The following is a 25,304-nucleotide window of genomic DNA, read 5'->3' as shown; positions in this document are numbered from 1 at the left end:
CAGAGTAACTTTACCTGTTTGTTTTATTCTTCAGACAGTGAATCTATTTCTTCTTGAGAAACGATATCAAGTAATTCTACTTCAAATATCAAAGTAGAAAAAGGTTTGATTGTTCCTTGATCTCTTGTTCCGTATGCTAAATCGTAAGGTATATACAGCATCCATTTAGACCCTACAGGCATCAATTTAAGGGCTTCAGTCCATCCTTTTATAACGTGACCTACTGCAAATGTAGTCGGTTCGTTTCTGTCATAACTGCTGTCGAATTGTGTTCCATCGATCAGCGTTCCTTTGTAATGAACTTTTACGATGTCTGTTGCCGATGGTTTTGCTCCTGTTCCTTCTGTAATAACTTTATATTGTAAGCCATTAGGCAGTGTTACTACACCTGCTTTTGCTTTGTTTTCAGCCAAGAAGTTTTCGCCTGCTGTAACTTGTTCTGCGTATTGAGCTTTCAAGGCATCAGCCGCTTCAGCTTCTTTGCGTTGTTGAACCTGTTGTGCTTTTTGTTGAATTATATCCTGAGGATTGCTTACATCAAAAAGAGGTGTTTCGTTTTTTAGTCCGCTAATGAAAGCATAAACAAAAGCATCACGATTAATTGCATCCTCTTGTCCTAATACTTCTGCCGAGAAATTCTTAGTCATCGATCCTACTTGGCTTGCTATGGCAATACCCGAGTTGAATGCCGGGCTGGTAGAACTTTCCAGCATCGCTTGTTTGAAGCCTGCAAGAAAATCTTCCATGTTTACAGCATTTGCTGTGGTAGCAGAATCAAGTTTTACTTTTAGCTCTTCTCTCAATTGGGTTTGTTTTGCAGCATCCGATTCGGTTAATATTCTTTGCTCATAATCAGCACTTATAGCTGTTGTGTCTGTTAGTACACCCATTTGAGTAAGGTATTGAGGAAGACCTTGCGACATTGCTATTCCATAAACGTACGAAACAGAATCACTTTCTGTTTTGATAGATGGAGTCGATAATTCAGTTGGCTTTGCGCCTTTTTTAGAATTTGCTTTTTTCTGACCGAAAGCATTAGACGAAGCTAATACTGCAACCGAAAGAAGACCAAAGAGTAATACTTTTTTCATTTTATAATCTGATTTGTAATTTCTTAAATACAATACTTTTTTAGTTTTGTAGTCGCAAAAATAATACTTTTTAGTTATCTAAATGAAGGCTTTAGAGAAAGTTATTTTAAAATCTTACAAAAACATTAAAAACTAATCGTTACCTTTGCGCCTCCTTTGTTAGGTCTGGCTCTCTTTTTCATTTTTTCATTTTGGGGTGAGAGTAGGATCAGAAAGGTTATTTTACCTCAATTATTGAACAGAATTAATGAAAACATTTGAAGAGTTAGGTGTTGCTGCGGATATCCGCAAAGCAATCGAAGAAATGGGTTATGAAAACCCGATGCCAGTGCAAGAGGAAGTGATTCCGCACTTGCTTGGCGAACTAGGCGAAACGAACGACGTAATTGCGTTGGCTCAGACCGGAACAGGTAAAACAGCAGCATTTGGTCTGCCGGTTTTACAAAAAGTAAATGTAAAAGAAAATGTGCCTCAAGCACTGATTCTTTGTCCTACACGCGAACTTTGTTTGCAAATAGCAGGCGATTTAGCTGATTATTCCAAGTATATTGATCATTTAAGAGTACTTCCTGTATATGGCGGTTCGAGTATCGATAGCCAGATTAAAGCGTTGAGGAGAGGTGTGCAAATAATTGTTGCTACTCCCGGACGTTTGATCGACTTGATCAACAGAAAAACTGTAGAATTGTCGAATATTAAGTATGTAGTACTAGATGAAGCTGACGAAATGTTGAACATGGGATTTATGGAAAGTATCGATGAGATTCTTTCTAAAGTGCCGGATGAACGTATGATGCTTCTTTTCTCGGCTACAATGCCTAAAGAAATCGCAAAGATTACGAAGAAATACATGAAAAGCCCTAAAGAAATTACGATTGGTCGTAAGAACGAAGGGACTACTAATGTGAAGCATATTTATTACATGGTGCATGCTAAAGATAAATATCTTGCACTTAAGCGTATTGCCGATTTCTATCCGAATATTTATGGTATCGTTTTCTGTCGTACACGTCGTGAGACTCAGGAGATTGCCGATAAATTGATACAGGATGGCTATAGTGCAGATGCTCTGCATGGCGATTTGTCGCAAGCACAACGTGACTATGTAATGCAAAAATTCCGCGTGCATGGTCTTCAGTTACTGATAGCAACAGACGTTGCTGCCCGTGGACTGGACGTAGATAGTTTGACACATGTTATCAACTATGGTTTGCCTGATGATATCGAATCATATACTCACCGAAGTGGTCGTACGGGTCGTGCCGGAAAAACAGGTATATCGATAGCTATTGCCCATGTGAAAGAAAAAGGCAAAATCAGAGAAATCGAAAAAATCCTTAACCGTAAATTCGAGCAAGGTGTAATGCCTACAGGTGATGTTATTTGTGAAAAACAATTACTTGATCTTGTTGACAGAATCGAAAAAGTAAAAGTAAACGAAGAGGAAATTGCAAAACTTCTTCCTGATGTTTACCGTAAACTTGACTGGTTAGAAAAAGAAGATATTATCAAACGTGTAGTTTCATTAGAATTTAATCGTTTGATCGACTACTATCAGGATGCAGACGAAATAGAATCTCCTGCCGATCGTGGAAGTTCTCGTGGTGGTGAAGATAGCTTCCCACGCAGAAGAGACAGAGGCGAAAGAGGCGCTCGCGGAGCAGAAAGCGGATATTCTCGTATCTTTATCAATGTAGGACGTACCGATAACGTTAATCCTGCAACATTGATGGGAATGGTTAACGATTTTGTTCCTGAAAAAATTAATATTGGACGTATCGATATATTGCAAAATTTCTCATTCTTCGAAGTGCCTGAGCGTGATGCTCAAAAAGTACTGAAATCGATGGGTAATCAAGAGCAAAACGGACGTCGCATATCAGTTGAACTAGCTCAAAATGGTGGCGGTTCAGGTGGTGGCGGAGAACGCAGTAGCGATCGTGGCGGCAGCCGTGGTGGTTCGGGCGGTGGCGGTGGCTTCCGCAGTAGCGGTCCTCGTGGCGGTGGCTCGGGTGGCGGCGGATATCGTGACGATAGAGGCGGCGGACAACGCAAAAGCAGCGGTGGCGGTGGTTCAAGATCATCAGGTTCATCTCCTAAAGAACACCGAAAAGGTGGTGGTCGTAAGCCTAAATTTTCGTAATGAAATAGTCTTTTAAAGAAGATTTTTAATAATAAGGGCCTGTTGATATTTATCAGCAGGCCCTTATACTTATGTTAAACATTGAAATTTACGCAAATATCGTTTACCGAATAGCTTTTGTTTTATATATTTGCTATATTATTCTCTTTGCAAAAAGGGATTTTTTTAGATAGAGAAAGCTTATGAGCGAACAAAATAATATATCTGTTTTAGACAGAGTTAATTATCCATCCGATTTGAAGAGTCTGTCGATAGAAGAGTTGGAAACTCTCTGTTCGGATCTTCGTCGTTTTATCATAGATCAATTAAGTACCAATCCGGGACACTTCGGTTCCAGCTTAGGTACCGTAGAACTTACTGTTGCACTTCATTATGTATATAACACTCCTTACGACCGTCTTGTATGGGATGTGGGTCATCAGGCATATAGCCATAAAATTTTAACAGGAAGAAAAGATCGGTTCAATACCAATCGTCAGTTTGGTGGGTTGGCAGGGTTCCCCAATCCGGAAGAGAGTGAATACGATGCTTTTATAGCAGGGCATGCTTCGACTTCTATATCGGCAGCCTTAGGTATGGCTGTTGCTTCTTCTATCAAGAATGAAGACAGACGTGCTGTGGCTATAATCGGAGATGGTTCTATGACGGGAGGCTTAGCTTTCGAAGCGTTGAATAATGCAACCTCACAGCCAAATGATATTCTTATCATTCTCAACGATAACGATATGGCTATCGATGACAATGTGGGAGGGATAAGGGACTATCTGGTGAAAATGACAACATCTCCTACCTACAATCGGGTAAGGAACGATGTTTACCAGAAGTTCAAAAAAGGAAATCTTATAACAGAAAAAGGTAAAAACTTTATTCTTCGGTTCAACAATAGTCTGAAATCGCTTATCACAAAGCAACAGAACATATTCGAAGGATTTAATATACGCTATTTCGGTCCGGTTGACGGACACGACCTAAGGGGGTTGATTCGTATCTTGCAGAATATTAAAGATATGAAAGGGCCTAAAATGTTGCATATCCATACCATCAAAGGTAAAGGATTTGAACCGGCTGAAAAGTCTGCGACGCTATGGCATGCACCGGGTAAATTCGATAAAGAAACCGGAGAAAGAATAGTTGTCAGTTCAAAAGATCAACCACAATTATATCAAAATGTATTTGGACATACATTAGTCGAATTAGCAGGAAAAGATGAACGGATAGTCGGTATAACACCTGCCATGCCTTCGGGCTGCTCGATGGGATTCATGATGAAAGAGTTTCCCAAAAGGGCTTTCGATGTAGGTATAGCAGAAGCACATGCAGTTACTTATTCGGCGGGATTGGCCAAAGAAGGTTTGATTCCGTTTTGTAATATCTATTCATCGTTTATGCAGCGTGCTTACGATCAGGTGATACATGATGTTGCTATACAAAAGCTGCACGTGATAATGTGTCTTGATAGAGCTGGACTGGTTGGTGAGGATGGATCTACACATCATGGAGCATTCGATCTGGCATATATGCGCTGTATTCCTAATCTTACGATTGCATCACCATACAATGAGCACTATCTACGCCATTTGATGTATACTGCTACTTATGGCAATGATGGGCCTTTTGTAATTCGTTATCCGAGAGGACAAGGTGAATTGCGCGATTGGGAATGTGAAATGAAAATACTCGAAATAGGTAAAGGGCGAAAACTTAAAGATGGTAAAGACCTTGCCATATTATCGATAGGACCTATTGGCAATGTTGCGACGCAAGCTATTGCTGCGGCAGAAGAAAAAGGATTTTCTATTGCTCATTACGATATGATATTCTTAAAACCTATAGATGAAGAACTATTAAAAGAAGTTGCCCAAAACTACACAAATGTAGTAACTATCGAGAATGGTGTAATGAAAGGTGGTTTGGGTAGTGCTGTATTAGAATATTTTGCGGAAAATAATTATCAGAATATAAAAGTTACACGTGTTGGATTGCCTGATGAGTTTGTTACTCACGGGTCGGTAAAAGAGTTGAACAAACTCTGTGAAATAGATGCAGCAGGTCTGACAGATAGGATACTCGCTGCATTGAAGTAGAATAGACTAATACAATAACATAAATGAGAATTGTCATCGCGGGTGCAGGCGCAGTAGGCACACATCTGGCGAAGTTGCTTTCGGCAGAGAATCAGGATATCGTATTGATGGATCAGGATAAAGAGAAGCTCAACTTCTCGAAAAACAATCTGGAGATGATGACTATGAACGGTTCGCCAACTTCGTTGAAGGATCTGACAGAGGTTAGTATCAAAGAGACTGATCTTTTTATTGCTGTTACTCCCGATGAGTCTGTCAATATCACATCATGTATGCTTGCCTCGAATATGGGTGCAAAGAAGACTTTTGCCCGTATCGACAATTATGAATATCTTCTTCCTAAAAACAGAGAATTTTTTGAAAAGCTTGGTGTAAACTCAATGGTTTACCCCGAAATGCTGGCAGCTAAAGAGATTGTTTCGGCTGTTAAACGTCCATGGATACGCCTTTGGGTAGAACTGTGCGGCGGTGCAATTTTGCTTGTAGGTATTAAGGTTAGAGATAATGCAAGTATCGTGAATAAGCATTTATACGATTTGGGTAGCGAAATGAAGAAGTATCATATCGTAGCCATAAAGCGTAATAATATGACCATCATACCCAATGGTAATAGTCAGATATTAGCGGGCGATCTTCTTTTTTTTACAACTACAAAGGGCGATCTGGATGAGATCCGCCGTGTAACGGGAAAGGAAGATTTCGAAGTGAAGGATATTATGATAATGGGCGGTAGCCGTATTGCGATACGTACGTGTCAGTATCTGCCTGATAACATGACGATAAAGCTTTTGGAGTCGGATAAGGAGAAGTGTCAGTTACTTCTCGAGAAAGTGCCGAATAATGTGACCGTGTATCACGATGACGGGCGAAATGCCGATTCGTTGATACAAGAGGGGATTGGAGGTATGGATGCCTTTATCGCTGTTACAGGTAATTCCGAAGCAAATATATTAGCATGTCTGGCTGCGAAGCGTTTAGGTGTGCGCAAAACTGTAGCCGAAGTCGAGAATATGGATTATATTTCGATGGCAGAGAATCTGGACATCGGTTCGATTATCAATAAGAAGCTGATAACAGTTAGTAATATTTATAGATTTCTGCTTAGTGCTGATGTTTCGAATGTGAAGTCGTTAACCTTTGCCAATGCAGATGTGGCAGAAATAGTAGCACGACCAAATTCAAAAATTACAAAGAAAGAAATAAAAAAAATAACTCTACCCAAGAATGTAACTTTGGGTGGTCTGATACGCAATGGAGAGCCTATGATGATCGATGGAGATACCTTGGTGGAACCTTACGATCATGTTGTAGTATTCTGCTTGGATGATGCTTTGCGCGAGGCGGAAAAACTTTTCTATTGATATAAATAATGAATAGCTTTAATTATAGGTTTGTCTTAAAGACAATAGGTTTTTTGCTTATCATAGAGTCCCTCTTTATGATGGTAGCGACTATTGTATCTTTCGCTTTCCATGAGACTTCAGGCGATATGATGCTAATTAGCTCGGCTATAACGTTTTTTGCAGGAATTGTCTTTCGTCTTATAGGTACTGACGATTATGAGAAACCGATAGGAAAACGCGAAAGTTTTTTAGTGGTAGCCCTCACATGGGTTATTCTTTCGGCATTCGGTATGTTGCCTTATTATCTTAGCGGTGCTATTCCCGATATCAGTAATGCATATTTCGAAACCATGTCGGGTTTTACAACTACAGGTTCTTCTATTTTATTAGATATAGAAAGTATTCCTCATGGTCTTCTTTTTTGGCGTAGTATGACCCAGTGGATTGGGGGTATCGGTATTATTGTTTTTGCATTGGCGGTATTGCCTATGCTGGGCGGTAATGCGTCGGTGCTTTATGATGCCGAGACTACGGGTATTGTTCACGAACGTTTCAGGCCCCGTGTAACACAGGTTTCTAAGCGCTTATGGATTACTTATGTGCTGATAACCGGCATTCTGATGTTATTATTATGGGCTGGACCAATGGATTTTTTCGATGCTATATGCCATGCTATGACAACAATGTCTACGGGCGGCTATTCGACCAAACAGGCGAGTATAGCTTATTGGAACTCACCATATCTTGAATATGTGATAAGTATTTTTATGTTTATCGGTGGCGTTAACTTTGCATTGATCTTTTTTCTGCTCAAAGGTGTTCCTAAGCGATTACTTAAAGACGAGGAATTCAGATGGTATGGTATAATTTGCTTGATTTTCGTTACCATTATATCTACCTGTCTTTATTTTTCAGGACAAATGCACGATTTCGAATATGCTTTCAGAACCTCTTTATTTCAGGTAACATCTGTAATAACTACCACCGGCTTTGCTACAGTCGATTATATGGGGTGGGGTGCATTCTACTCGTTGATAATCTGCCTTTTAATGTTGTTCTGTGCTTGTGCCGGCTCAACTTCGGGAGGTATAAAGATCGTTCGTATTATTGTTCTTTGTAAGAATGCAGTGAATGAATTTAAACGTCAGGTTCACCCCAATGCTGTACTCCCCGTGCGATTGAACGGTCAGGTTGTGCCGATTGACATTGTTACCAAAATACTAGCCTTTCTTTTTCTATATCTGGCTATTCTTATTGTGAGTTTTCTTATACTGTCCTTCTCTGGTATGGGTTTTGAGGAATCGGTAGGTTCGGCTATATCGTGTATGGGTAATGTCGGTCCCGGATTAGGAAGTGTCGGCCCTAGCGGTCATTTTAATGATATTCCTACTTTTTCAAAATGGTATCTGTGTTTTATTATGTTGGCAGGTCGCCTCGAACTATTTACTGTCTTATCCCTATTTATGCCTGCATTCTGGAAGAGATAAATATTCCTTTTCTTCCTCGTCTTTTAATCCTGTTTTTTTTGTTAAAAAATGTTTATTCACCATTATAGTGTGCCTAATGGTGACAGTGCCATTTTTTAGATTTGTTAATATTAAAAAGGATCAATCCCTATTTATGGTTATTGTACTCACAAATATCCCCATATATAGTTATTGTGTCTTTTTAGGGTTATTGGGATCTTTGTAAAGATTTTTTAACCATTCAATTCACTAAACTCAGTAAATAAACAAATTATGTCAAAAAGGATTTATATTGTCCTTTTATTATTAGTTGCTAATATATCATTTGTAGCAGCTCAAGTAATAAAAGGAAAAGTACTTGATGAAAATGGAGAACCTCTACCGGCAGCAACGGTTGTTGTGAGAGAAATAAATAAAGGGACATCTACAGATAACGATGGCAGATTCAGATTAAAAGGATTGCCTGAAGGTCAGGTTACTGTTGTAGCCAGTTTTGTAGGATACGAAAATGAGACTAGAGAGGTCAGATTATCAGAACATTCCGATATTATTATCCAGTTCGATATGAAGCCTAACACCCAACTTCAAGAAATAGAAGTTTTTGGCGAACGTCATAAAAAACCCGAAAAGCTTGATGCTATTACACGTATGCCACTCCGTCCGAGTGAGCAGATACAAAGTATATCTATAATTTCGGAGAAGGTTATTGCAGAACAGGGAGCCTTGACTGTTACCGATGCTATTCAAAATGTACCGGGTGTGATATTATTCGGATCGTATGGTGGAGTTAAAGAAAGCTTTTCGAGCAGAGGGTTTCGAGGTATTCCTGTATTGAAGAATGGTGTGAGGACGGACTCTCAACTTCAAACGGCTTCTATCCTTACGGATATGCAAGGGGTCGAAAGCATTCAGATGATTAAAGGCTCTGCCGCTATTACACAGGGTGTAATAACAGATATAGGGAATGCAGGAGGTGTAATAAATGTAGTTACAAAAACGCCTAAATTTACAAACTCAGGAGAGGTTGCTTTGCGAGTTGGAAGTTGGGGTCAGATTCGACCAACTTTCGATGTGCAATCTGTTTTAGACGATAAAAAAACTGTAGCTTTTCGCCTCAATGGAGCTTATGAACGCTCGGATAACTACAGGCCGATAGTATCTTTAAGTAAAGTATACATTAATCCGTCGTTGGAATGGCGACCTGACGATAAGACTACTATTACATTGGAAATGGATTATATGAATGATAACAGAACACCTGTTCTTTCCGCTATTAACTTAGCGGACGCGAGTACGGAAGCCTTGTTTGAGATTCCTCATAATAAATTTACAGGTACAACAGCCGATAATATCAATACCAGAACGTTAACTTATTCGGCACGTATGACACGTAAAATCGCCGAAAAGCTAAGTGTAAGAGCAGCTTATTTTAATTCGTCATACTACTTTGATAATTTTAGCACGGCGGTTGGTACACAGGCGGTTAATAAGGAATATAATGTCAGAGCAAGATCTTTGGGCAGAAATATTCGTGATGACAAAAATTCGACCTTTCAGTTGGACTTTGTAGGTCAGGATGTTTATACAGGGCCTATCAAACATACATTTCAAGTCGGATTCGATTATAGAATGGCAGATGTATCTACTACAGCTTTTTCATCTTACTCGTTGGGTAATGTCGATATCGTAAACTCTGAAATTTCTAATCTGGCACCGCCTCAGGATTCTATAAACAAATACATTGTTGCAAAAGATCCGGTTTTATCGAAATATTCTACTTATGGTATAATGGCACAAGAGGTTATGACAATAAATGAATATGTGAAAGTGATTCTTGGCCTTCGTTTTAGTTCTATTTCTACCGATAATGTAGGCGGAGGAATAACTACAAGTAATGCTTGGAATCCTATGGTGGGATTGATGCTAACGCCTCTCAAAAATGTTAATGTATTCGGGTCATATACAACGAGTACTAATCTGAGGAATTCAGCCAATATATTGGAAGACAGAGTTACTTTAGCAGGTGCATCTACTACAAAACAGTGGGAGGCAGGTATTAAATCCGATTGGCTTGATAACAGACTTCGTTTCAACTTTACCTATTTTGATATCCTGACAGATAATCTTACAAATACAGAATATAAATATAATGAAGCAAATGGCGTTCAGGAGAGTACCGGCTATTATTTCAAAGCCGGTGATTTGAAACGAAATGGTGTTGAAGTAGAATTAAGCGGCCGTATCTTGTCTAATCTGCAAGTAATGCTGGGTTATTCATATACGAATGCCAGATACACAAACAGTCCTTCTTATCAGGAAGGCTCTGCACCTATCAATACAGCAGCACATACGGCAAATAGTTGGGTGTTCTATACCATAGATAAGTCGCCATTGAAAGGTCTTTCTATTGGGCTAGGTGCTTATTATGTAGGCAAGCGTCCTATCGATGATTATAGTTTGAAGCCGAACGGACATGAAGGTACACTTACAGGCAAACAGCCATTCGATATGCCGGCGTATACAACTGTAAATGCACAATTAGCTTACAATATAGGTAGGGTCACAGCACGTGTATTTTTCAATAATATATTTGACGAACTTGGATACAACTCGTATTATCGCGGCGGATATATCAATCAGATCGACCCTCGTAATTTTGCAGGAGTACTATCGTATCACTTCTAATCACTATTTGTTGTGATGGCAGTATCTAAATATCATTATATATTGTGATTGCCGAGACAGATATAAGTTCAGATATTTGTAAAGCATTCTTGTAGGAAATAATGATACTACAATTCTATAATTACTAAACTTTGATGATAGTTGTTCCGATGTGATTGATAACTCAAATACATCGGAACTTTTTTTAATATTAATATGAGAAAATTTTTCAGACGATTTCATAAATGGCTGGCACTTCCTGTTGGTCTTATTATATCAATTACATGTTTGACCGGAGCAATACTCGTTTTTCAGGACGAGATATTAGAGGCATGTAATCCCCATCATTATTTTATTGAAGAGGTAAAAGGTTCACCGATTCCACTAAATGAATTAGTACCAATTGTCGATGCACAATTAAAAGACAATACAGTGTCGGATGTTAAGGTTAGTTCTGATCCGAATCGTACTTATACGATGACTTTGACGGAAGGATTCCGGATTGTAGCATTTGTAAACCCATATACCGGAGAGGTAGTTGGTAAATACGAACCTCGTGAGAGTTTTTTCTGGACAATAATGTCGCTACACCGTTGGTTGATGGATGGTAGCCGTACATGGGGGAAATATACTGTTGGAATATCGACAATACTACTTGCTTTTATACTTGTTAGCGGAGCAGTTTTATGGATGCCAAAGAGCAAGAATAAAGGTAAGAAAAAATGGAAAGGCAGATTTACTATCAAAACAAGATCGGGTCGTAAACGTTTGTTTTACGATTTGCACAATGTTTTGGGTATGTATGCCTGTCTGATACTTCTTGTTTGCGCATTAACAGGTTTAATGTGGTCTTTCGAATGGTATAGACTTGTCGTATTCACAGCATTCGGTGTCGAAGAACCCAGTGAGCGTCCTCGCACGCATGGTGGAGAGAAGAAAGAAAAGCCGGCTGTAAACCCAACGCATTGGCAATCTGTTTTCGAAGAGGTAAAAGTAGCTAATCCCGATTATGAATATATAAGAGTTCAGGACGGCACATCTCTCGTGCATCTCAAATCGTCAGCAGTATCTCGTGCTACTGATAAATATGACTTCGATAAAAAGACAGGGCAGATCAAGAAAGTGACTTTGTATAAAGATCAGGCAAAGACAACTCGTATATGGGGATGGGCATACAGCTTGCATGTCGGAAACTATTGGGGTATATGGTCAAAGATTCTTACATGTCTCGCATCACTTATAGGGGCAAGCCTACCTCTTACTGGTTACTACCTATTCTATGTAAAAAGAAAAAAGCGGAAGAAAAAGAGGCGCTCTAAAGACTAATTTACTTTTAAATGGGGAACTTGATCGGGAGGTATTGGATACTTCAATGTCAAGGTGGATAAGTTGTTCATGTAGTTTCCTCTTTTTCGTCTACTAATTGACCGTGTTGGTCTACTATTTTGGCTTTGCGTTGAGGTATTTCATATTTTTGTTTCATAATATTTAAGTAAGAAAATAACAACAAACGATATGATAATAACAATTCTTTTTCCGGCTTTGGATCAAGCTGCCGTTAAGGTATTGTTTATTAGATCGCTGTCTCTTGTTAAAACATTTTTATTTATTGTTAATTCGAGTTCGGATAATTCTATAAATAGTCTTATCTTTGCATCCCAAATCAGATAAATGTTCGTTTTTTTAGAATTGTCTAAATAAAATGAACATTTCTTCGTTAATAGAGGTGAAATATGACTGAGAAAGTCTTAATAAACAAACAATGAGAAATCTTTTTTTAACAACTTTACTATTACTATTGAGTGCAACACTATCAGCACAAAATAAATACACGATTAAAGGTAAAGTTTGCGAAGCTGAAACCCAGGAATGGCTAGTAGGTGTATCGGTAGGTATAAAAGAATTACCGCAGCAGGGTAGTTTTAGTGATGAGTCGGGTAATTATACCATTTCACTATTTCCGGGCGAATACACTTTGATTTTTAAACTTTTGGGTTTCCATACACAGGAAAAGAGAGTGAAAGTAGAGAAAAACCAGACTCTGGATATCGACCTTTTATCTGAAGTTGTATCTTTAAATGAGATTGAAATTACTGCTGTAAAGAGAGATGAGAATGTAAAAAGTGTACAAATGGGAGTAGATCGTTTAGAGATCGAAACTATTAATAAGATACCGGTTCTTCTCGGGGAACGTGATATTTTGAAAACGATTCAGCTACTACCCGGAATACAGAGTGCCGGAGAAGGAAATACGGGCTTTTATGTGCGAGGAGGAAGTGGAGATCAAAATCTGATACTACTCGACAATGCATTGGTATATAACCCTTCGCATCTTTTCGGATTCTTCTCTACATTCAATTCCGATGCAGTTGGAGATATGACTATCTATAAGGGCTCTATGCCGGTTCAATATGGTGGTCGTTTATCATCTGCACTCGATGTGAGTATGCGCGATGGTAACATGAAAGACTATACTGTTAGTGGGGGCATTGGTCTTATATCTTCGAAACTGACGGTAGAAGGGCCTTTGCAAAAAGATAAATCGTCTTTCATTGTTTCGGGTCGTCGTACTTATGCCGATGCATTAGGGAAATTGATGGGTGTATCTGCCGTAAATAGTTCTACATTATATTTTTATGATCTTAATGCGAAATTGAGCTATATATTATCGGATAATGATAAACTGACCGTATCTGCCTATCATGGGAAAGATAAGTTAGGATTAAATGATATTGCTATGGTAGATTGGGGTAACTCGCTTGTCAGCGGAAAATGGAATCACCGATTCAGCAACAAAGCGTCATCGATGACCTCGCTCACCCTTACCAATTATGGCTACAATGTAACTGTGGATCTTACGGATAAGTTTAAAGTGGCATCGACCATAACTGACTATAATCTGAATCAGGAGTTTAATTTCTATCCTAATAGTAAAAATACGATAAAGCTTGGTTTTAATAGCATATATCGTACCATTGTACCGGGTAACATAACCGCAGAAGATCCTGAGGCTTTAGAAGTAACACCTTTTGCTCATCGCTATTCGTGGGAAAATTCTATTTTCGCCAGTAATAATACGAAGATAAATGATAACCTCGAAATAAGTTATGGTATACGCGTATCTACGGCCAGCACACTGGGTGGAGGGGATTTCTTCACATACGACAATTATAATAATGTTGTCGATACAATTACTTCGAGACGCGGAGAATTTGTAAAAACCTATTTCAACTTCGAGCCTCGTTTCTCCATTGCTTACCAATTAGATAAAGTATCCTCTATTAAGGCTGCTTTTACCCGTACAGCGCAAAATATGCACATGCTCAAGGTTTCTAATATGGAAGCCACCCCTTCCGACAGATGGGTAACGAATACAAATCATATCAAACCCGAACTGGCTAATCAGGTATCGTTAGGATACTTCCGTAATTTTGCGAATAATACTTTTGAGTTTAGTGCAGAGGTATATTATAAGAACTTGGAGAATCAGATCGACTATAAAGACGGAACTGCAGATATTATGCGTAAAGAGAATGTTGAGCCGTATCTCCTTTTTGGAAAAGGTCGGGCTTATGGTCTGGAATTATTCCTTAAAAAGAAATACGGGCGATTCAACGGCTGGGTCGGTTACACCCTTGCTCGTAGTGAGAAAAAAATTGATGGTATAAATGATGGTGATTGGTATGTTGCCAATCAGGATCGTACACATGATATATCGGTGGTTGGAATGTTCGATCTGACAAAGAAATGGTCTCTGTCGGGTACATTTGTTTATGCAACAGGTGCTCCCATGACATTTCCTAGTGGGAAATACGTAGTAGACGGACATGTAATTCCTTATTACGAAGGGCGTAACTTATATCGTGCTCCTGCATATCATCGTATGGACTTAGGTGCTACATGTATCCTGAAAAATACAAAGAGACGCTATTCCGAATTGGTATTCAGTCTCTATAATGCATACGGTCGCAAGAATGCATATGCCTATGGTTTTAGACAAAGTAAAGAAGACAGTTCAAAATCGGAGACCTATATGATTTATCTCTTTAGTGTTATTCCGTCTATTTCGTGGAACTTTAAATTTTAAAAATGAAGATGAAAAAGTATATATATATATTATTGACAGTTGTATTCACAATGTCGTTAGTTTCATGCGAGGAGATAGTAGATCTCGATCTGAGATCGGTAGATCCGCTTCTTGTGATAGATGCCACTATAAAAGAGAATGCGCCATGTGTCGTTCTTCTAAGTACAACTCAAGATTATTATAACAATAGTTCTGTGCCGACTGTATCGGGTGGTATTATAACTCTATCGGATGATGCAGGTAATACCGAAGTGTTAATAGAGTCTATGCCCGGGGTCTATCAATCGCACGCCATGTTTGGAACTGCAAATAAAACATACACATTAAATGTAAAGGTCGGAGACGACTCATATACCGCGACCTCGAAGCTACTGGAAACTGTAGCGATCGATAGCCTCTATATTTACAATATTGAAGTTGGAACAGAGCATTTCTATTCACCTACTGTTATCTTCGATGATCCGGCTGACGTAAAAAACTATTATTACTATACTGCATTTGTAAATGGTGCTCGTCTTAGTACTATCTACGTAGGAAACGATGAATATAAAAATGGTAGAAATACCCACGAAATACTGTTTTTTGATAAAGAAGATAATGATGATAGAGTTCTGGAAATAGGAGATACAATAAGAGTTGAAATGCGGACTATTGACACTGGGGCCTACGATTTCTATCTTACTATGATGTATTCTGTTGCTGCCGGAGGAGGTACCAATCCGATCAGTAATTTTTCGGGTGGAGTATTAGGTTGCTTTAGTGCTTATGGGCTTAGTACCAGAGAAATTATAATAGACGAGAGTAATATTTATACCAAAAAGGCAAATTAGAAACAGAAGGCATAGTATGTTTTGAGTAATAAATTCTGTATATTTGTGTTGATAACCATTAGAAACTTGTTTGTCGCATGAAATTTCTACTTATATTATTTATTGTTTTCATACTTGTGATATTTGTTTTTGGGTCTATACTCGGTCGGGTAATCCGATTTTTTAATCCGGGAAATACAAATACAAATCGTCGTCAACAAAATAAATCGAGACAGTCTAACGAGAATAACTCTGGCACTGATAATAAAAAATACTTCTCTGATAAAGAAGGGGAGTATGTAAGCTATGAAGAAGTAAAAGATGAGGAATGAATAAACCGTAAAGGCTTATTCATTCTCTTCTTTAAAATTCATTTTCTCTTCTATAATATATTCGGGTCTGTTCTTCACTTCATCAAAAAGAACGCCGATGTATTCTCCAAGTACACCTATTGTCAATAGCTGTACACCACCGAAAAATATAATCAGTATAATTGTAGAAGTCCATCCTGTAATGGCTCCTGTGTATCCTAGCCAACTGCCGAGCCATACCCACAAAGCGTATGCTATCCCTATGAAGAAAGCAATGAAGCCTAAACTGACAGATACTTTTAATGGCTTCTTCGAAAAATAAAGCAATGCTTTCTTAGCAAAAACGAGCATGTTTTTTAGCGGGTATTTTGTCTCTCCGGCAAAACGTTCGTCCCTGTCGTAATAGAATGGAATTTGTTTGAAGCCTATCCAGCAGATTAATCCCCGGATATATTTTCCTTTTTCCTTTAATTGATTAAAGGCTTTGATGGCTTTCTTATCTATAAGTCGGAAGTCGCCCGTGTCGCGTGGGAATTCGACCTCCGAAAGCTCGTTCATCGTTTTATAAAACATCTTCGCTGTAAATTTCTTAAAGAATGTTTCACCCTTACGCATCTTACGAACACAATATACAACACTGGCTTCATTTTCCAGATGGGCTTTCACTAATTCCGGAATCAGTTCGGGAGGGTCTTGCAAGTCGGAGTCGATTATAACCGCCATGTCGCTTTCGCAATTATTCAAGCCGGCTGTTACCGCTGGTTGGTGACCGAAGTTGCGCGAGAAGTGAATCACCTGCGCATGATCATCTTGTGCCGCTATACAATTGAGTATATACTTTGTTTTATCTTTGCTGCCATCGTTGATGAAGATGATATAAGCATCTATGTTTTCATTTCTCAGCGAATCTAAAACCTTTTTTGTGCGGTTATAGAATTCCTGAATAACGGCTTCCTCGTTGTAGCACGGAACAATGACAGAAAGGGTTTGCATATACTTGAATTTTTAGAATGAGTTTTATTTTTTATGGCTGAATAACCAAGGGAATAAGTTTTTTTCAGCAAAAGCATTTTCCCAGCTATTGTGGTTTACGCCCGGATATTCAGTGTATTTCACATCGCAGCCAGCCTGTTGTAAGGCATGATGCATTACCTGCGAATTGCTTACAGGTACAACACCGTCGCTGTCGCCATGAAATATCCATACAGAAGTGTTTTTAGCATAAGTTGAAACCTTTCCCGTGTCGCCTCCGCCACAGATAGGAAATGCCGCAGCGAACGTATTAGGCATACGCCATAGCAATTCGAATGTACCCATACCACCCATCGATAAGCCGCCTACATATACTTGCTTGGTGTCGATAAGTCCCGACGAAAGCCAGTCGTTAACCAGAGCAATAAGTGCGTTCATTGGAGGCGTGGCTATATCTGATTCGCCAAATGTAAATGTTATTTTATTATTTATGCCGTTTATTTTTACGTTCGACCAATAAGAATCGTCGGGGCATTGCGGAGCAATTACAATTGCAGGGAATTGTTGTTGTGCTTGCAAAAGGAAATCCTTTCCATGTGTCAGCTGCTTCTCGTTATCATTCCCTCGTTCACCTGCACCATGAAGGAATACAAGCAGCGGATATTGTTTCGAGTCGTCAAAGCCTTCAGGATATAATACCTGATAGGGCAAGGAAATACCGTTTACCTGAAACCGTACTTTCTGAAACTGTGCAAATGCAATAGACGAGCACAGAAGAAGCACAATAAATAAAAATCTACTTTTCATAGCTATTGATTTATTATAAAAGACCTAATTCGTAAATAGAATCGGTAGTGTATGTACTATCTGGTGAATATATAATCCAATCTGTCAAAAGTTCTATCGGATAGGTTTTTACATCCCCCTCATTCAGATTAGATATCCAGTAAGGCTGATTGAGTAATTTACCTTCTATCTGATTGTTGCTGATAGAAAGAGTATCGAACCATAGGTGCTCTTTCTCACTTGCACCTTCATCCGGATTATCTACATCCAGTCCCAGTTTTACGAGAAAAGTCCATTTTTGCTCATTTTCTTTTTCCTTCTTCGATCCTAGTATATTTTTGAGGAAAGACTTACTTTCGGGTTTCGGGCTTTCTTTTTCGAATACTTGCTTAAACATCGAAAATCGCTCTTTTGCTAAATCGCTCATACGATTCGTCTCTTCGGTCGTGATATAGTATATCGGATTCTCAGCCAATGTCGAAGCGTATATTTCGGGCGAAACCATATTACCGTCTTCTACGGCAAATAAGATTCCCGATGGTTCGGCATGTACATTATCTCCTTCTTCGCTTTCTCTATCTCCTTTTCCGCCCAATACGAGTTGAGGGAAATCCTTTAAAGCTTCTTCCCAGCGTAGCCAGCAAAGGTTGATGCCCATGCCATCGTAACCGATCATAAATCGTTCTTTCTCCCGCGCAGCATTCGTTAAGAATTTTTTGACGGTCATATTTATCAACGTATGCATTTGCTCTGCACCTTGCGTAATATTTAGCATCTCTAGTTCTACTGTACCGCAGCGATGCAGGCCATGTGTATGGAACCAATATCTGCGTGTTCCGTTTTCTTCATCGTTGTATATGCAGTGCAGCGTATACAGATAGTCGGGCGATGGAGGGGTGGGAGATTTGGCTGTCATACCGAGCCATTGTGCCGAAAGCAGGCGATACGACATGAAGTCGATAGCCAAGCTGGCATCGGGTACAATAGCATTCATTATTTTCAACTGGAGGTGGAAGGCTGTCAGTGGGTCTTCTCCAAAATACATCGATGTCTCCAGATAATATTCTTGTTTTTGAGCAATATCTAATGATTTTTCATCTATCTGATTCCCAAATCCATAGTTTGCCAGATCTATGTTGTTTGTTTCACAGACGTAAAGATCCATATTATAAACTTCGTCCAGATACTCAATCTCGGCACTGAAAGTCAGAATCGCAAAATCGTTATCTTCTTCTTTTGTAAATGCATTCAGTTTGAAATCCTTACTGCTGGCAAGAGATTTTTCTATTTGATTCGTGTCGAACTTAAAATTTGTGTCGCTTGGTATAATACCCATTGTAGAAGGCAGACCTGTTTCTCCGTCTGCCAATAAATCATATTTTTCTTTATTGTCCATATTGCATTGTTTGGGTGTGTATTCAAAGCAAATTTAGTATTTTTTTTCGAGTAATTATCTAAACAGGAGCGATTGCTGCGAAAACTATTATTCGGAGCAAAAGAATGCTTTTGTATTCTTCAATAATCATTATTTTATGTAGTTTTGTATAGACCCTAGAAGCTTGAATAAACTACGCTGATATTATGAATAAATCTGTTTTGATAATTATACTCCTACTATTAAGCATAAACGCTCAAAGCCAACAAGCGCGAAAGTTTTATGCTATTGATGGTACTAGCTGGCTTTCGGAAAAAGAGAGAGATCAGCGGGAAGAATTACTGTGGAAGGAGATAGATTTGAGCATTAGATATGCTGAAATATCACAAAATTGTTCTCCGGAATTTTTGGATTTATATGCAGGGATGAGTGATGATTTTAAATCAGCCCTTTACAGTCTTAGGGCAAAGAATGATAGCCTCAGGATATTGTATTCCGAAGGGATTAAAAAGGAACTGGATAGGCATAATGTGAAAATTGAACAAGTATATTCTTCTAATAATGAGTCGTTCTATATGAAGGAATTAGGTGATGCCTATAATGTTTTATTGGATGGATATGACCTTGTTTATGCTGTTTCGAGAAGGATGTCGGACTCAGACTATTTTGATTTAAATGCTGACGAACTTACAAAAATAATACTTTATAATAAACAATATAAAGAGGCTAGAAAAGACTATCTTTCTATAGCTGGTAAAATAGATGAAGTGCTAAAACAGATGAATTATTCTGGCGAATTACCAGTCTTAAGCGCTTCCCCCAAGACGGAGGAGTATATTCCTTTCTTTTTTTATGCTATAGATGGACTAAGATTTATATCAAGAGAAGGAAGAGATAATTATGATACAAAGTTAGAAGCTAAGATAGTTGCTGTTTTAGATGATTTAAGAGCTAATGCTGTTTTGGATGAAAAGCTAATAGCAGACTTAGAAGATGAGAATAGAACCGTTTTTGAATGTTTTTCAGCGTTTAAAAGAATAAATGGCAAACTAAGGGTTTTAAGTGACGAGAAAGTTAGATATGCTGTGCAAACTAAATATCCGGATATGGATCTCAATAGCTATAAGGCATTAAATAACGAGATGTGTTACTTAAGAGAATTGAAGGATATGTATGATGGCCTGACCGGAATGTATGATATTATTACTGGCCTGCTTGAGGACGTTGAGAAGCGCAATAAGGAAAATATAGCCAATAAAAACCACTCGGGTAAAGTATTGACGGCAGAAATAAATTTCGAAGAACTCAGAGATTCACAAGGTAATAGCCCTGATGAAGTGGTAAATAAGACAGTCTTAGCAGTAAACAAATTAAACGAAAAATGTGATCTGATACTAAATGTTCTCGAAGATTTGGAATGACATTTAAGGCATTTTTTTCCATTTATTGTTCTGTCAATATCTTTTCCGTAAAGACAATATTCACACCGTTGTTACACTCGAATATTTTTCTTACATTTGCTTTAATAAAAATACAAAAGTATAAATACTAAATAGAAGGAAGAATATGAGATTTGTGGTATCTAGCACGGCTTTATTAAGCCATTTGCAAGCGATAAGTAAGGTGATCAATTCAAAAAATACATTGCCTATCTTGGACTGTTTCTTATTAGACCTTAACGGTTCTACTCTTTCACTTACTGCTGCCGATTCGGAAACGCGTCTGGTTACTTCTCTCGAAGTGAACGAGGCAGAAGGTAGTGGCAAATTTGCTGTTAATGCAAAGAATTTGCTTGATCCACTAAAGGAGCTTCCTGAGCAACCATTGACTTTCGAAATAAATAGCGATAATCTGGAAACATTTATTTATTTCCACAACGGAAAATATAATTTTATCGGTCAGAGTGGCGACGATTATCCACAACCTAAAGAATTGAAAGATTCGGCTGTTAGCCTGACTCTCGATCCTCAGGTATTGTTTTCGGGTATCAATCGTACATTGTTTGCAAGTGCAGACGACGAGCTTCGCCCTGTAATGAATGGTGTTTACTTTGATATAACAGCAGACGATCTGACTTTTGTCGCATCGGATGGTCATAAACTTGTACGTTGCAAAACTCTTGCAGCTAAAGGAGAGGAAAGAGCATCGTTTATTCTTCCTAAAAAACCGGCTAACTTGCTACGTTCTATTCTTCCTAAAGAATCGGAAACAGTTGAGATAAAATTCGATGAGAATAACGCTTATATAAAAATGTCGAGCTATACAATGACTTGTCGCTTTATAGAAGGACGTTATCCGAATTATAACTCGGTGATCCCTCAAAATAATACAAACAAAGTTATACTTGATCGTTTAGCATTTCTGAATGCATTGAAACGTGTATCGGTATTTTCTAATCAGGCGAGCAACCTTATCAGATTGCAGTTGTCGGACAAAAGTATTGTTGTGTCGGCTCAGGATATCGACTTCTCCACTGCTGCCGAAGAAACTATTCCGTGCGATTATACCGGTTCTCCTATGAATATCGGATTCAAATCGAGTTTCCTTATAGATATACTAAATAATATTCCTTCTACAGAGGTGTCGCTAGAGCTATCAGACCCATCTCGTGCAGGGCTTATTATCCCTACCGAAAATGAGGATAACGAAGATTTATTGATGTTGTTGATGCCGATGATGCTTAACGATTAATTGAACAGAAAATAATAATTATATCATAGAAACTTTATCAGTCTTCCTCGTAAATAGAAGAGTGATAAAGTTTTTTCTTAAAATACCATTTTATGGAATTGAATTTAAAGAACCCATTGATTTTTTTCGATTTAGAAACGACCGGTACAGATACTGTTCACGATAGGATAGTTGAAATATCATATCTGAAGGCTTTTCCAAATGGGAAAGAAGAGGTGAGAACAAAACGGCTGAACCCCGAAATGCCTATTCCTCCCGGAGCAACTGCCATTCATGGTATCTCTGACGAGGATGTAAAAGATTGCCCTACATTTCGTCAGATAGCTAAATCGTTAGCCGATCAGATGGAAGGCTGTGATCTGGCAGGCTTTAATTCGAGTCGTTTCGATATACCGCTTCTTGCAGAAGAGTTTCTTCGTGCAGGTGTTGATATTGATTTCAGTAAGAGAAAAATGATCGATGTGCAGATTATTTTCCATAAAAAAGAACAACGTACCCTTGAGGCTGCATACAAATTCTATTGCAACAAGACGCTAGTCGATGCCCACTCGGCAGAAGCCGATACGCTTGCGACGTTCGAAGTACTGAAAGCGCAGTTAGATAGATATCCCGATCTGGAAAACGATATGGAAAAACTGGCTGCCGAATATTCTTTTTTCAATAACAATGTTGATCTCGCAGGTCGTATTATTAAAGATGAGAATGGAATCGAAATATTTAATTTCGGAAAACATAAGGGTAAACCTGTGGCGCAGGTCTTAAAATCAGAACCTAGCTTCTATGCATGGATGATGGATGCCGATTTCCCTTTGAATACAAAGCAAGCTCTTACAAAGATCAGATTAAGAGAGATGAACAAGTAATAAGCAGAAATGATTATCAATGGCTTTAGCGCGTTATAACTGGATTGATTGGGCTAAGTTTATTGGGATATATCTAATAGTGTTAGGGCATTCCAGTATTCCTTTTCTATTAAGAGAGGTTATCTACTGGTTTCATGTGCCTCTTTTTTTTATTATTTCGGGATTTTTACACAAGAATAGAAATACAAGAGATGGTATAAAGAGAGATGTGCAAACATTGATTTTACCATATCTTTTGATGAATTTCATCGGGCTTTTATACGTTATAATTAATAATGCCAGATACGGAATAGAAAATAATATATTTGATATTTTGAAGTGCATTCAGGCTATTTTATTAGGAGAATTGGCTTCCTCTGATTTTAATATACTGGGATTTACCCGACCTACTTGGTTTTTGCTAGCTCTGTTTGTTACGAAGACTATATTTAATGTAATTAATTGCGATAGGAATAACTATATACTTCTAGTTATTTGTTTTCTTTCAGCCTCATTAGTTTATATATCTGATAAATTGGGGTATGTAATACCATATTATTATATCCAGAGTGCACTGTTGGCAATTCCCTTCTTTCTTTTTGGATATTTCTTAAAAAAGAATAATGTTATTCAGTTGATTCGGGCTTTGCCATTATATATGCATCTGATTATTTTTTCGGTAATATCTTTAATAGTTATATATATAGGTCTTTATAATAGTAATGGCCATATTGTCGAGCTTTTCCATTGTTTCTGGGGTAGGAACCTATTTCTATTTTATTTTGTAGCTATATTAGCATCACTTAGCATCTTTATTATTTGCTTCCAATTAGATAAATATAGCAGTAAATTGCTCACTACTATTGCAAATAATACTATCTTAATAATAGGAACAAACTATCTGTTGATTAGATGGCTTGATGCTGCTTGGAGTCATTTCGATCTGCCAGTTGTACCGTTTTTCTCATTATTTAGTTCTTTATTTATACTGATAGCCCATTATCCCATAATTCTAATCCTTGAGCGGTATTTTCCGGAGATTCTGGGAAAGCGAAGAAAAATAACTGAGAAATTATAATTGATTTCGATCATACAAAAATAGGCATGAATTTCTTCATGCCTATTTTGTTTGTCCTATTTTAATATCTTTACAATACATCTATGCACCGCTCCAACTGTATGCCTCTCGATCCTTTGATCAATATATAACTGTCTTTGATTGGATTCTGAACTATATAGCTTCTTAGTTCTTCTAAATCTTTGTATCGTGGGTGGTTTGTTTTTACCCGGTTGAAGCATTCGCCTACCAGAAAAACTTTCTCAAAGTCACGTTTGGCAATATAATCAGCGATCTTCTGATGCTCCATATCAGTATCGGGTCCCAGTTCCTTCATGTCTCCTAAAATAAGTATCTTATGATTTACCTTCATGTGATTGAAGTTCTCGAGAGCAGCATGCATACTTGTCGGGTTGGCATTGTAGGCATCGATGATAAGCATGTTCTTATCAGTCTCTTTTAGTTGCGAGCGATTATTAGTTGGCTCATATTCCTCGATCGCCTTGCATATCAATTCGGTTTTTATACCGAAATACTTACCCACCGTAATGGCTGCTAACGTATTCGACAGATTATATTCTCCGATCAATTTTGTCTTAACCTCATTTTGGGTACTGGCAAATTTCCACTCGAAATGAAGGTACGGATTGATTGATAGTACCTTGCCCGAAATGAATAAATCATCTTCGAGTCCGTAAGATATAGTGGTTATCCCATCAGCCATTTGCTTCAGCAGAGAATTGTCATTGTCGATAAATATTTTGCCTTCTTTGGCATTTCTCACACTATCGTACAATTCGCCTTTTGTCTTTACTATATTCTCGAACGAACCGAAACCTTCTATATGTGCACGGCCAAGATTGGTGATTAGTCCGTAGTTGGGTTCAGCTATGTCGGCAAGAATCTTGATTTCGCCCACATGATTCGCCCCCATTTCTATAATGGCTATCTCGTGTTCTTTCTTTATGCGCAACAAGGTTAATGGAACGCCTATATGATTGTTGAAATTGCCCTGTGTGGCAATTACATTATACTCTGTTGCCAATACCGACATCATCAACTCTTTGGTAGTCGTTTTACCATTAGTCCCGGTGATACCTATAATTGGAATTTTTAGTTTTTTGCGATGATAATTGGCCAGTTGCTGTAATGTTTTCAAGCAGTCTTCTACCAATATAATATTGGGGGCAGTAGCATATTTTGCTTCGTCTACAATTGCGTAGCTGCATCCCGATTCGATTGCTTTTGAGGCGTATTCGTTACCATTGAAATTTGCTCCTTTAAGGGCAAAGAATAAAGAATCTTTCGTGCAATTCCTGGTATCAGTAGTAACTAAAGGATATTTTTTATAAATATCGTACAGTTGAGGTATCTCCATAATATTAAAAATACGCTAATAAATTATTTCTTTTATAAAACGCTTTTATTCATATATTGTTCTATTCTTATATGAAATTCTAGGTAAATTTAAGTTAGTACGAATGTAAGGTTAAAAAGTGATATTTAACACTCTTCTTAATTGCTTTTTAGAATTATTATCAATCATTCATATACCATAAACATGGTATGAAAATACCTCATAA

At 38.1% G+C, this 25,304-nt stretch carries 18 protein-coding genes; 13 read left to right on the top strand and 5 right to left on the bottom strand.

Features of this window, described 5'->3' with window-relative positions:
* Positions 1-23 precede the first annotated feature (23 nt).
* On the bottom strand, positions 24-1,091 hold the full coding sequence (locus G7Y57_RS18145; RefSeq protein ID WP_165020949.1) for an FKBP-type peptidyl-prolyl cis-trans isomerase: 1,068 nt from the start codon (positions 1,089-1,091) through the stop codon (positions 24-26).
* A 247-nt stretch (positions 1,092-1,338) separates the two neighbouring features.
* Here G7Y57_RS18145 and G7Y57_RS04195 point away from each other — a divergent pair, with 247 nt between their 5' ends.
* The 9 genes from G7Y57_RS04195 (at position 1,339) to G7Y57_RS04155 (ending at position 16,019) form a co-directional block, all read left to right on the top strand.
* The gene (locus tag G7Y57_RS04195; RefSeq protein WP_165020948.1) at positions 1,339-3,234 is read left to right on the top strand and encodes a DEAD/DEAH box helicase; all 1,896 of its coding nucleotides are present in this window, start codon (positions 1,339-1,341) and stop codon (positions 3,232-3,234) included.
* Between the two features lie 182 nt (positions 3,235-3,416).
* A complete protein-coding gene (gene dxs, locus G7Y57_RS04190; RefSeq protein ID WP_165020947.1) occupies positions 3,417-5,318 on the top strand; it encodes a 1-deoxy-D-xylulose-5-phosphate synthase in 1,902 nt (633 codons plus the stop codon).
* 23 nt (positions 5,319-5,341) lie between these two features.
* Positions 5,342-6,679 carry a Trk system potassium transporter TrkA gene (trkA, locus tag G7Y57_RS04185; RefSeq protein ID WP_165020946.1) on the top strand — a complete coding sequence of 446 codons (1,338 nt, stop codon included), beginning with the start codon at positions 5,342-5,344 and terminating at the stop codon, positions 6,677-6,679.
* Between the two features lie 8 nt (positions 6,680-6,687).
* On the top strand, positions 6,688-8,148 hold the full coding sequence (locus tag G7Y57_RS04180; protein ID WP_165020945.1) for a TrkH family potassium uptake protein: 1,461 nt from the start codon (positions 6,688-6,690) through the stop codon (positions 8,146-8,148).
* A 252-nt stretch (positions 8,149-8,400) separates the two neighbouring features.
* The gene (locus G7Y57_RS04175; RefSeq protein ID WP_165020944.1) at positions 8,401-10,812 is read left to right on the top strand and encodes a TonB-dependent receptor; all 2,412 of its coding nucleotides are present in this window, start codon (positions 8,401-8,403) and stop codon (positions 10,810-10,812) included.
* Between the two features lie 195 nt (positions 10,813-11,007).
* Positions 11,008-12,117 (top strand): PepSY-associated TM helix domain-containing protein, encoded by a 1,110-nt coding sequence (locus tag G7Y57_RS04170; protein ID WP_165020943.1) that lies wholly within the window; start codon positions 11,008-11,010, stop codon positions 12,115-12,117.
* A gap of 436 nt (positions 12,118-12,553) precedes the next feature.
* The gene (locus G7Y57_RS04165; protein WP_165020942.1) at positions 12,554-14,878 is read left to right on the top strand and encodes a TonB-dependent receptor; all 2,325 of its coding nucleotides are present in this window, start codon (positions 12,554-12,556) and stop codon (positions 14,876-14,878) included.
* Positions 14,879-14,886: 8 nt separating this feature from the next.
* On the top strand, positions 14,887-15,708 hold the full coding sequence (locus G7Y57_RS04160) for a DUF4249 domain-containing protein (protein ID WP_165020941.1): 822 nt from the start codon (positions 14,887-14,889) through the stop codon (positions 15,706-15,708).
* Positions 15,709-15,785: 77 nt separating this feature from the next.
* Positions 15,786-16,019 carry a DUF4834 family protein gene (locus G7Y57_RS04155; RefSeq protein ID WP_165020940.1) on the top strand — a complete coding sequence of 78 codons (234 nt, stop codon included), beginning with the start codon at positions 15,786-15,788 and terminating at the stop codon, positions 16,017-16,019.
* A gap of 15 nt (positions 16,020-16,034) precedes the next feature.
* Here the strand turns inward: G7Y57_RS04155 and G7Y57_RS04150 are convergent, their stop codons facing one another.
* From G7Y57_RS04150 to G7Y57_RS04140, 3 genes are read right to left on the bottom strand one after another with little or no spacing between them, the layout of a single operon-like run.
* Entirely contained in the window at positions 16,035-16,991 is a 957-nt protein-coding gene (locus G7Y57_RS04150; RefSeq protein WP_165020939.1) for a glycosyltransferase, read from the bottom strand.
* Between the two features lie 24 nt (positions 16,992-17,015).
* Positions 17,016-17,777: a dienelactone hydrolase family protein gene (locus G7Y57_RS04145; RefSeq protein WP_165020938.1), complete on the bottom strand. Its 762-nt coding sequence runs from the start codon at positions 17,775-17,777 to the stop codon at positions 17,016-17,018.
* A 13-nt stretch (positions 17,778-17,790) separates the two neighbouring features.
* On the bottom strand, positions 17,791-19,152 hold the full coding sequence (locus G7Y57_RS04140; protein ID WP_165020937.1) for a DUF4026 domain-containing protein: 1,362 nt from the start codon (positions 19,150-19,152) through the stop codon (positions 17,791-17,793).
* Positions 19,153-19,337: 185 nt separating this feature from the next.
* Here G7Y57_RS04140 and G7Y57_RS04135 point away from each other — a divergent pair, with 185 nt between their 5' ends.
* The 4 genes from G7Y57_RS04135 (at position 19,338) to G7Y57_RS04120 (ending at position 23,742) form a co-directional block, all read left to right on the top strand.
* Complete coding sequence (locus G7Y57_RS04135) at positions 19,338-20,552, top strand: hypothetical protein (RefSeq protein ID WP_165020936.1); 1,215 nt, start codon at positions 19,338-19,340, stop codon at positions 20,550-20,552.
* Between the two features lie 145 nt (positions 20,553-20,697).
* Entirely contained in the window at positions 20,698-21,822 is a 1,125-nt protein-coding gene (gene dnaN / locus G7Y57_RS04130; protein WP_165020935.1) for a DNA polymerase III subunit beta, read from the top strand.
* Positions 21,823-21,914: 92 nt separating this feature from the next.
* Positions 21,915-22,685 carry a 3'-5' exonuclease gene (locus G7Y57_RS04125; protein WP_165020934.1) on the top strand — a complete coding sequence of 257 codons (771 nt, stop codon included), beginning with the start codon at positions 21,915-21,917 and terminating at the stop codon, positions 22,683-22,685.
* A gap of 19 nt (positions 22,686-22,704) precedes the next feature.
* Positions 22,705-23,742 carry an acyltransferase family protein gene (locus G7Y57_RS04120; RefSeq protein ID WP_165020933.1) on the top strand — a complete coding sequence of 346 codons (1,038 nt, stop codon included), beginning with the start codon at positions 22,705-22,707 and terminating at the stop codon, positions 23,740-23,742.
* A gap of 70 nt (positions 23,743-23,812) precedes the next feature.
* Here the strand turns inward: G7Y57_RS04120 and G7Y57_RS04115 are convergent, their stop codons facing one another.
* Complete coding sequence (locus G7Y57_RS04115; protein WP_165020932.1) at positions 23,813-25,099, bottom strand: UDP-N-acetylmuramoyl-tripeptide--D-alanyl-D-alanine ligase; 1,287 nt, start codon at positions 25,097-25,099, stop codon at positions 23,813-23,815.
* Positions 25,100-25,304: the final 205 nt, after the last annotated feature.

Origin of the sequence: Dysgonomonas sp. ZJ279 (genome assembly GCF_011039205.1) — a bacterium.
GTDB lineage: Bacteria > Bacteroidota > Bacteroidia > Bacteroidales > Dysgonomonadaceae > Dysgonomonas.
This window is presented reverse-complemented; position numbering and strand designations above follow the sequence as displayed.

Coding starts and splice junctions, on each gene's coding strand:
- G7Y57_RS18145 (WP_165020949.1), bottom strand. CDS start 1,091: ATGAAAAAAGTATTACTCTTTGGTCTTCTTTCGGTTGCAGTATTAGCT.
- G7Y57_RS04195 (WP_165020948.1), top strand. CDS start 1,339: ATGAAAACATTTGAAGAGTTAGGTGTTGCTGCGGATATCCGCAAAGCA.
- dxs (WP_165020947.1), top strand. CDS start 3,417: ATGAGCGAACAAAATAATATATCTGTTTTAGACAGAGTTAATTATCCA.
- trkA (WP_165020946.1), top strand. CDS start 5,342: ATGAGAATTGTCATCGCGGGTGCAGGCGCAGTAGGCACACATCTGGCG.
- G7Y57_RS04180 (WP_165020945.1), top strand. CDS start 6,688: ATGAATAGCTTTAATTATAGGTTTGTCTTAAAGACAATAGGTTTTTTG.
- G7Y57_RS04175 (WP_165020944.1), top strand. CDS start 8,401: ATGTCAAAAAGGATTTATATTGTCCTTTTATTATTAGTTGCTAATATA.
- G7Y57_RS04170 (WP_165020943.1), top strand. CDS start 11,008: ATGAGAAAATTTTTCAGACGATTTCATAAATGGCTGGCACTTCCTGTT.
- G7Y57_RS04165 (WP_165020942.1), top strand. CDS start 12,554: ATGAGAAATCTTTTTTTAACAACTTTACTATTACTATTGAGTGCAACA.
- G7Y57_RS04160 (WP_165020941.1), top strand. CDS start 14,887: ATGAAAAAGTATATATATATATTATTGACAGTTGTATTCACAATGTCG.
- G7Y57_RS04155 (WP_165020940.1), top strand. CDS start 15,786: ATGAAATTTCTACTTATATTATTTATTGTTTTCATACTTGTGATATTT.
- G7Y57_RS04150 (WP_165020939.1), bottom strand. CDS start 16,991: ATGCAAACCCTTTCTGTCATTGTTCCGTGCTACAACGAGGAAGCCGTT.
- G7Y57_RS04145 (WP_165020938.1), bottom strand. CDS start 17,777: ATGAAAAGTAGATTTTTATTTATTGTGCTTCTTCTGTGCTCGTCTATT.
- G7Y57_RS04140 (WP_165020937.1), bottom strand. CDS start 19,152: ATGGACAATAAAGAAAAATATGATTTATTGGCAGACGGAGAAACAGGT.
- G7Y57_RS04135 (WP_165020936.1), top strand. CDS start 19,338: ATGAATAAATCTGTTTTGATAATTATACTCCTACTATTAAGCATAAAC.
- dnaN (WP_165020935.1), top strand. CDS start 20,698: ATGAGATTTGTGGTATCTAGCACGGCTTTATTAAGCCATTTGCAAGCG.
- G7Y57_RS04125 (WP_165020934.1), top strand. CDS start 21,915: ATGGAATTGAATTTAAAGAACCCATTGATTTTTTTCGATTTAGAAACG.
- G7Y57_RS04120 (WP_165020933.1), top strand. CDS start 22,705: ATGGCTTTAGCGCGTTATAACTGGATTGATTGGGCTAAGTTTATTGGG.
- G7Y57_RS04115 (WP_165020932.1), bottom strand. CDS start 25,099: ATGGAGATACCTCAACTGTACGATATTTATAAAAAATATCCTTTAGTT.